Annotated in this window: 4 protein-coding genes and 1 other RNA gene; 1 reads left to right on the top strand and 4 read right to left on the bottom strand. The window is 44.5% G+C overall.

Annotated elements, in window-relative coordinates; translation table 11 throughout:
• Both dnaX and ffs read right to left on the bottom strand, forming a co-directional pair.
• Positions 1 to 1,527, bottom strand: a 1,527-nt coding sequence (gene dnaX / locus A3756_RS11450; RefSeq protein ID WP_082865214.1) for a DNA polymerase III subunit gamma/tau, incomplete at its 3' end; no start/stop codon positions are given.
• A gap of 213 nt (positions 1,528 to 1,740) precedes the next feature.
• Positions 1,741 to 1,837, bottom strand: an RNA gene (gene ffs / locus A3756_RS11445) — signal recognition particle sRNA small type.
• Between the two features lie 382 nt (positions 1,838 to 2,219).
• Here ffs and A3756_RS11440 point away from each other — a divergent pair.
• The gene (locus A3756_RS11440; protein ID WP_068553532.1) at positions 2,220 to 4,073 is read left to right on the top strand and encodes a bifunctional diguanylate cyclase/phosphodiesterase; all 1,854 of its coding nucleotides are present in this window, start codon (positions 2,220 to 2,222) and stop codon (positions 4,071 to 4,073) included.
• A gap of 22 nt (positions 4,074 to 4,095) precedes the next feature.
• On the opposite strand, the gene A3756_RS11435 is transcribed toward A3756_RS11440, so the two are convergent.
• The gene (locus A3756_RS11435) at positions 4,096 to 6,138 is read right to left on the bottom strand and encodes an NADPH-dependent 2,4-dienoyl-CoA reductase (RefSeq protein ID WP_068514757.1); all 2,043 of its coding nucleotides are present in this window, start codon (positions 6,136 to 6,138) and stop codon (positions 4,096 to 4,098) included.
• A gap of 120 nt (positions 6,139 to 6,258) precedes the next feature.
• Entirely contained in the window at positions 6,259 to 6,846 is a 588-nt protein-coding gene (locus tag A3756_RS11430; protein ID WP_068514756.1) for a heme-binding beta-barrel domain-containing protein, read from the bottom strand.
• Positions 6,847 to 7,078 lie beyond the last annotated feature (232 nt).

The raw sequence follows: 7,078 nt of genomic DNA, 5'->3' as shown, positions 1-7,078 counted from the left end.
CTTATTCCATCCGCTTGAAAGGACATCTGCGGCAAGCTCACTTTTCTCTACATGATCCTGAGACGAACTCTCTGCAATAGGAGATTTTTCCTCATTCCGCAAAGTAGATTGTTTATCAGGTTCAGGCACTGGTTCCGAGACAGGTTCTTGAACTGGACTTTCAACAACGCTGGTAACAGGCTGCTCAGTTTCTGCAAAGCTCTGCGTTTCAACAGGCTCTTGTAAGCGGCTGGCAGTCGACTCAGAGGTCTCAACAGGTGCCCGTTCAACTTGTGCTACACCCTCAACATTTAAACCTTCACTATTCAGAAGTGTTTTTTTTTTGCTTTCGTCCTCAGACAAATTATTCTCTAGCGGAGCACTTTGCACAGTTTGCTCTTCAGCAACCGGCACTTCATTGCCTACAGGCGCTGTGACAATATCAATTCCTAGCTGATCACTAGGGCTTAACTGGAAAGCAAGCATTCTGAGCAAGGCCATTTCAAGGCCAGATTTAGGGTCAGGCGTAATCGCCAAGTCCTGACGACTAACCAAGGCCACTTGATAGAAAAGCTGAACATCTTCGGCACATAACTTACGAGCATAGGAAACGACGTGCTCCTGATCACCCATAGAGTTATCACAAGCGCCAGGAACAGCCTGCTCGATAGCCACACGATGAAGCACTTCTGCAATCGTCGCTAACACTGAAGCATAATTTGGGGAAAATTCGGCGAGCGCTTTAATTTCGTCAAGCATCGCTGCCGCATTTCTTGAAATCAAACAATCCAGAATACGATAGATCTTTTTCTGGTCAACCGTCCCCAGCATTGCACTAACGCCAGTCTCGGTAAGTGCATGGTTTCCATAAGCTATAGCCTGATCAGTCAGACTAAGCGCATCACGCATACTGCCATCAGCAGCTCTGGCAAGCGCCCATAAAGCCATATCCTCAAAACTAACCTGCTCTTGACCAAGGATATTCTGCAGGTGCCCAACAATGCGTTCTGGCGACATATTCTTCAGATTGAACTGGAGGCAACGCGAGAGAATCGTTACAGGAAGCTTTTGCGGGTCGGTTGTCGCAAACAAGAACTTAACATGCTCTGGAGGTTCTTCGAGCGTTTTCAACAAAGCATTGAAACTTGATTGCGAGAGCATATGAACTTCATCAATCAGATATATCTTGAAGCGGCCTTCAGAGGGAGCATACTGAACATTTTCCAGAAGCTCACGCATATCCTCTACTTTGGTTCGAGAGGCCGCATCGATTTCAATCAGATCAACATAGCGGCCTTCAGTAATACTGGTACAAGCACCGCACTGACCGCAGGGTTCAGCAGTAATACCTTGATGACAACTTAGACATTTCGCCAGAATACGGCCAATTGTCGTTTTACCGACACCCCGGGTACCGGTGAACAAATAAGCATGATGCAGCCTTTGACTTTCAAGCGCATGAATCAAGGCCTTAAGAACGTGCTCTTGACCAACCATCTGTTTGAAATTTTGGGGGCGCCACTTACGCGCAAGTACCTGATAACTCATGAAATCATCTTAGCAAAGTAAACGATTAAAATCTTAAGACGCTATAGTACACTGACAAGAGGCTTAAAACGACTTTGTTTTCACATCCAAATAGCTTCTATTCACAAGCACTCGGACTCAAAGGAATCAAATATAGAGATTATTAAAGACTTAGATCAACAGGAAGTAGCTATTCAGAAAGAAGAACTAGGGAAGAAAAATTAAGGTGATGACTTCCACCAGCTACACCTCGGCACATAAATCCACCGCTATGGCTGCTCCCTTCCGGGCCTGACCAGGTTAACAGCTTATTATTGCGTGGGAACCAATGAAAGTCACCATAACATTCCAAGCAAAATGGGCATATTGAAATGCAGTACTGCTGGAAAGTGCGCGCATTCTAACAAAGCTTAGTAAGCATGAAAAGAGAGTATCAAACGAATATTGGTGTTTTTTACATGCAATATTTGAGGCCAGTGTAAAAACAGCTGTTTCTACACTGGCCTCAAATCACTAATAACTGGATTAAGCTGATAATTTACCACTTAGAATACTTAACTATAACGGCCTTTATTTCTTTGCATAAGGCAAAAAACTGGCTAATAATTAATCGATTCAATACTTAATTATAATCAGGTGAAATGTGCAAACCCGATTATGCTTGGCAAGTTGGACATTTAAGATCTCTCACCCGCTAGCTGTAGAGGTATTTCATGCGGTATGAACAGCTTCAAGCATTACTGACCCACCAAACTGCGCTAATAAGCAGAATTGCGCTGGAAGCAGACTTAAAACTCTGCCTCCAAGATATTGCTATTCATATCGAAGCCCTTGTCGACGAACATATCAAGACCGCTATTTTCATTATCGAGAATGAAGAGCTCCGTCAACTGGCAGCCCCCAGCCTACCCGAGCTATTCCATTCAAAAGTTGACCGCATACCGATCGCTCACGATAGCATGCCCTGTGCTATAGCAGCGCAGACGGGTGAAACCATCATTATTGAAGACCTGCAAAATACGTTTTATTGCCAAAATTTTGCTCATTTATCGCTAACACTAAACCTTAAAGCCTGCTGGGCAACTCCCATATTTTCGGCCCAAAAGGAGGTCCAGGGAGTATTCATTGTCTATTTTCCTGAAATTCAAAGACCAAATGAATCACATTTAGAAATCCTGGAACACTTCACTCACCTAACCAGCATTGCATTAGAGAAGCATAACCTCCGAACCCAGCAACAAAAAGCTCAAACCCAGATAGAACAACTTGCATTTTACGATGCTCTAACCAATCTCCCCAATCGTCGACTTTTGATGGACAGAACCCAGAAAGTTATCGATAGGATTAAACGAGAACACCTCTTTGGCGCCCTGATATTTATCGACCTCAATGGTTTCAAGCGAATCAATGACTCCCTAGGCCATTATGTGGGTGACAAACTTCTGGTATCCGTGGCCCGGCGGCTTCAAAACTCTATAAGAGAAGTCGATACCATCGCTAGGATTGGTGGCGATGAGTTTGTTATTTTGCTTGAAGACCTCAGTAGCTCTCGCAAGCAAGTAGAGCAAGAAGCTCTTCAAGTTGCCCAACGAAGCCTTAAAGACCTTGAAAAACACTTTGAATTATCAGACCGACGTTACCGTATCGACGCGAGCATCGGCATAGCAGTCATCAACGAATTCGATTGCGATGCAATAGAAGTGCTTAAGCACGCCGATGCCGCTATGTATGAAGCGAAAAAGACTCCCCACAAAAAAATATGCTTCCATAATGATGTGCTTCAGGAGTCCATTGATCACCGCCTACGTGTTGAAGGGGAAATCAATGATGCGCTGGAGCACTTTGCCTTCCACGCCCATTATCAACCTCAAGTAGATTTGAATGGAAAACTAATTGCCGCAGAAGCTTTAATTCGCTGGCATCACCCTGAAAGAGGCCTAATCTACCCGAATGATTTTATCCCCGTTGCCGAACGCATGGGCGCTATGGATAAAATGCAGGAAGCAATGCTAACCGAAGCTTGCGAAACACTTTGTCAGTTGAAGCGCTTAGACTTACTCAAAGATAACTTTCGCATATCGGTAAATATCTGCCCTTCCCAGCTTAAGTCCAACACACTACCAATGAACTTGATTCGCACACTGGAGCACTACGAGCTTTCCCCGGGATATTTTATGTTGGAAATAACGGAAGGGATGTTAATAGAGGACCTGGAACAAACCGTTTCTATCCTTGATGAGTTGAGGCAAAAAGGCTTCAAGATATCTATTGACGACTTTGGCACGGGCTACTCTTCACTGTCCTATCTAAACAGCCTGCCTGTGAACGAAATCAAAATTGATAAAAGCTTTATCAGCACCTTGTCTGATGAACCGTCGACACACGGAGTGATAGATACCGTTATCGCACTATCGAAACACTTCCACTTTGAAGTTATTGCCGAAGGAATTGAACAACCAACACAGCTTGAAGTACTGCGTAAGAAGGATGTAAAAGGAGTTCAAGGCTACCTTTTTGCAAAACCGATGAATCAGTCAGACTTCATCAATTGGGTTAAGGCAGCCTAGTTTATAAAAGCCTCTATAGAGATTAAATTTCAGCGGCCAAACGGGAACCTTGGTCAATGGCTCGTTTTGCATCCAGCTCAGCTGCGAGGTCTGCACCACCGATAACATGAACCTTCATCCCTTTACCCTCAGCACCCGCTTCCAACAAAGCATCTGCCAACTTACGATTTGAGTCCTGTCCTGCACACAAAATCACGTTATCTACCTCTAAAGTGCGGGACTTACCGTTCACTGTGATGTGCAAGCCTTCGTCATCAATCTGATCATACTGACAACCAGGAATCATGGTGACATGCTTTTGCTTAAGCACAGCTCGATGAACCCAACCAGAAGTCTTGCCTAGATTCTTACCTAGAGCACTCTCTTTTCTTTGTAGCAGGAACACCTCACGCTCTGGGGCAGAGACCTGAGGATCAATTAGGCCTGCACGATTGTTCAGCTGCGTATCAACCCCCCACTCTTTATACCACTGCTGCTTTTCGGCCTCTGGCGTTTCTCCGTGCTTATGAACTAGGAACTCACCAACATCAAAACCAATACCGCCTGCACCAATTATGGCTACTTTCTCACCAACAGGCTTTTTATCACGCAAAACATCCAGATAACTCATAACCTTTTGATGTTCAACACCAGGAATTGGAGGCGTTCGAGGAGAAATACCCGTGGCGACAATCACCTCATCAAACCCCTCTTTGATGAGGTCTTCGGCTTCAACCCAAGTATTCAAACGAAGGTCAACGCCATACTTTTCAATCATCTTACCGAAGTAGCGCATGGTCTCATTAAAGTCATCTTTGCCCGGCACTTGCTTGGCAATGTTAAACTGCCCGCCAATCTTGTCGCTTGCATCAAACAAACTCACCTGATGACCCCGCTCAGCCAATACCGTTGAAGCAGACATGCCTGCTGGCCCCGCACCGATAACCGCAACTCGCTTCTTGTCCTGAGTCGGCAAATATTTCAACTCAGTTTCATGACAAGCTCGAGGATTCACCAAGCACGACGCCCTTTTCATCTGAAAAGTGTGATCCAAACATGCCTGATTACATGCAATACAAGTATTGATTTCATCGCCTTTGCCCGCCTCGGCTTTCGATACGAAGAAAGGGTCAGCCAGTAAAGGGCGTGCCATAGAGACTAAATCTGCCTCACCCTTTTCGATAATATCTTCTGCAATCTCAGGCGTATTAATTCTGTTACTAGCACACACAGGAATTGAAACTGTCTTACGAAGCTTTTCTGTCGCAAAACTAAATGCAGCACGCGGCACAGAGGTAACAATTGTCGGGATACGCGCTTCGTGCCAACCAATACCAGTGTTAATAATGGTAGCACCAGCTGCTTCAATCTCTTTAGCCAAGACCTCAATTTCATCCCAACTCTGACCGCCGTCAACTAAGTCCATCAACGACATTCGGTAAACGATAATAAATTTCTCGCCAACCGCCTCACGTACACGACGTACTGTTTCGATAGCAAAGCGCATGCGGTTTTCTGCAGAGCCGCCCCATTTATCAGTTCGTGTATTGACTCGTTCAGCCAAGAATTGGTTAATCAAATAACCTTCTGATGCCATGATCTCAATACCATCATAATTAGCAAACTGTGCCATCTTGGCCGCATTAGCATAGTCATTGATGGTTGACTCAATTTGCTTCGAGCTTAGCTTACTCGGTTTAAAAGGCGTGATCGGGGATTTTTTATTTGTTGCTGAAACACTGTAAGGCGTATAGCCATAACGACCAGCGTGCAAAAGCTGCATACATATCTTGCCGCCTTCGTTATGTACTGCAGAGGTAACGCGACGATGCAATAAAGCCGTTAGTTTATTATCCATTCTAGAGCCCAAAGGCAAAAGCTCACCACGGCGGTTTGGAGAGAAACCGCCCGTAATCATCAGGCCCACCCCACCCCGAGCTCTTTCAGCAAAGAAAGCCGCCAGCTTATCGATATGATAAAAACGGTCTTCCAAGCCCGTGTGCATAGAACCCATAATGACGCGGTTCTTTAGAGTCGTAAAACCAAGATCGAGAGGGGCTAGCAAGTTAGGATAATGGGGATTCATAAGGAGCCTCGGCAGAAAAATTTTGTGCAAGTCTAAAGCGTTTTAGGCCAATTTGAAACTCCCTTCTTAAGGAGTTTCGCGGGCATGGAGTAATACTTGATACGGTAGAAAGTGATCAGATTAAGATATCTTGGTTAGGGTATTTTCATCGGTATGTTCGAAGCCACTCTCACCATAGATATCAACCACAGTTGTTTGCTGATAATGCAAGCGATCCCCCTCCACTTCCAATGTTTGACTGAAGGACTTGGTATTTGCTTTTTCCCTCATAAACGCCGCTTCAGTAATGCCCCAGGTATCGCTGCCATTTTCTGCTTCAACAAAAATAATCATCTTATTATTGATGTATTCAACTGTACCGCCAGCGAGCAGAGAGACACGACGAGGAATCGTAAAGCCATTACAAATGGTTTGGCTCTCAGCATCCCAAGTCCAGTAGCCTAGCTGATGATGAATTAGCTTGTCATCGCGCTTGCGACGAACTATTTGTTCGTACTGAACAATGCCCAAGTCTTGCTCTTCAGCATTACTCACATCACCCACGAGTTTGAATTCCAAGGTTTCATAGAAGGCGTTTTCTTCAACACCGTCGGGCTCCGGTGCAATGTCCATCCCTGTTTCACCTTGCCACTTTCCCAGCAACAGCGCTAAGGGCCCTACAAGCTTGGCATCTAAAACTTTGTTATCAATTGCTTTGAATTCTGACATAGCTACCTCGAATCTATTTTTCTATTAATAGGATAATGCTTTTTTCATTGTCGTTTTTAAAGCGCTTTAGAGAAATTTTAGTGCTGCCAAGCTAAATAAAGACTCTGAAATTGATTTAGATCTAAGCCATCTCTACTTCTCAGGGTTCTGAGCGCTTTATGCTTAAATATCAGTAAGACTAATAATTTACGTTCCATATCTTGCGTAATTTATTAGAATAGGATCTATAGTA

This window comes from Oleiphilus sp. HI0086, from assembly GCF_001635225.1.
This window is presented reverse-complemented; position numbering and strand designations above follow the sequence as displayed.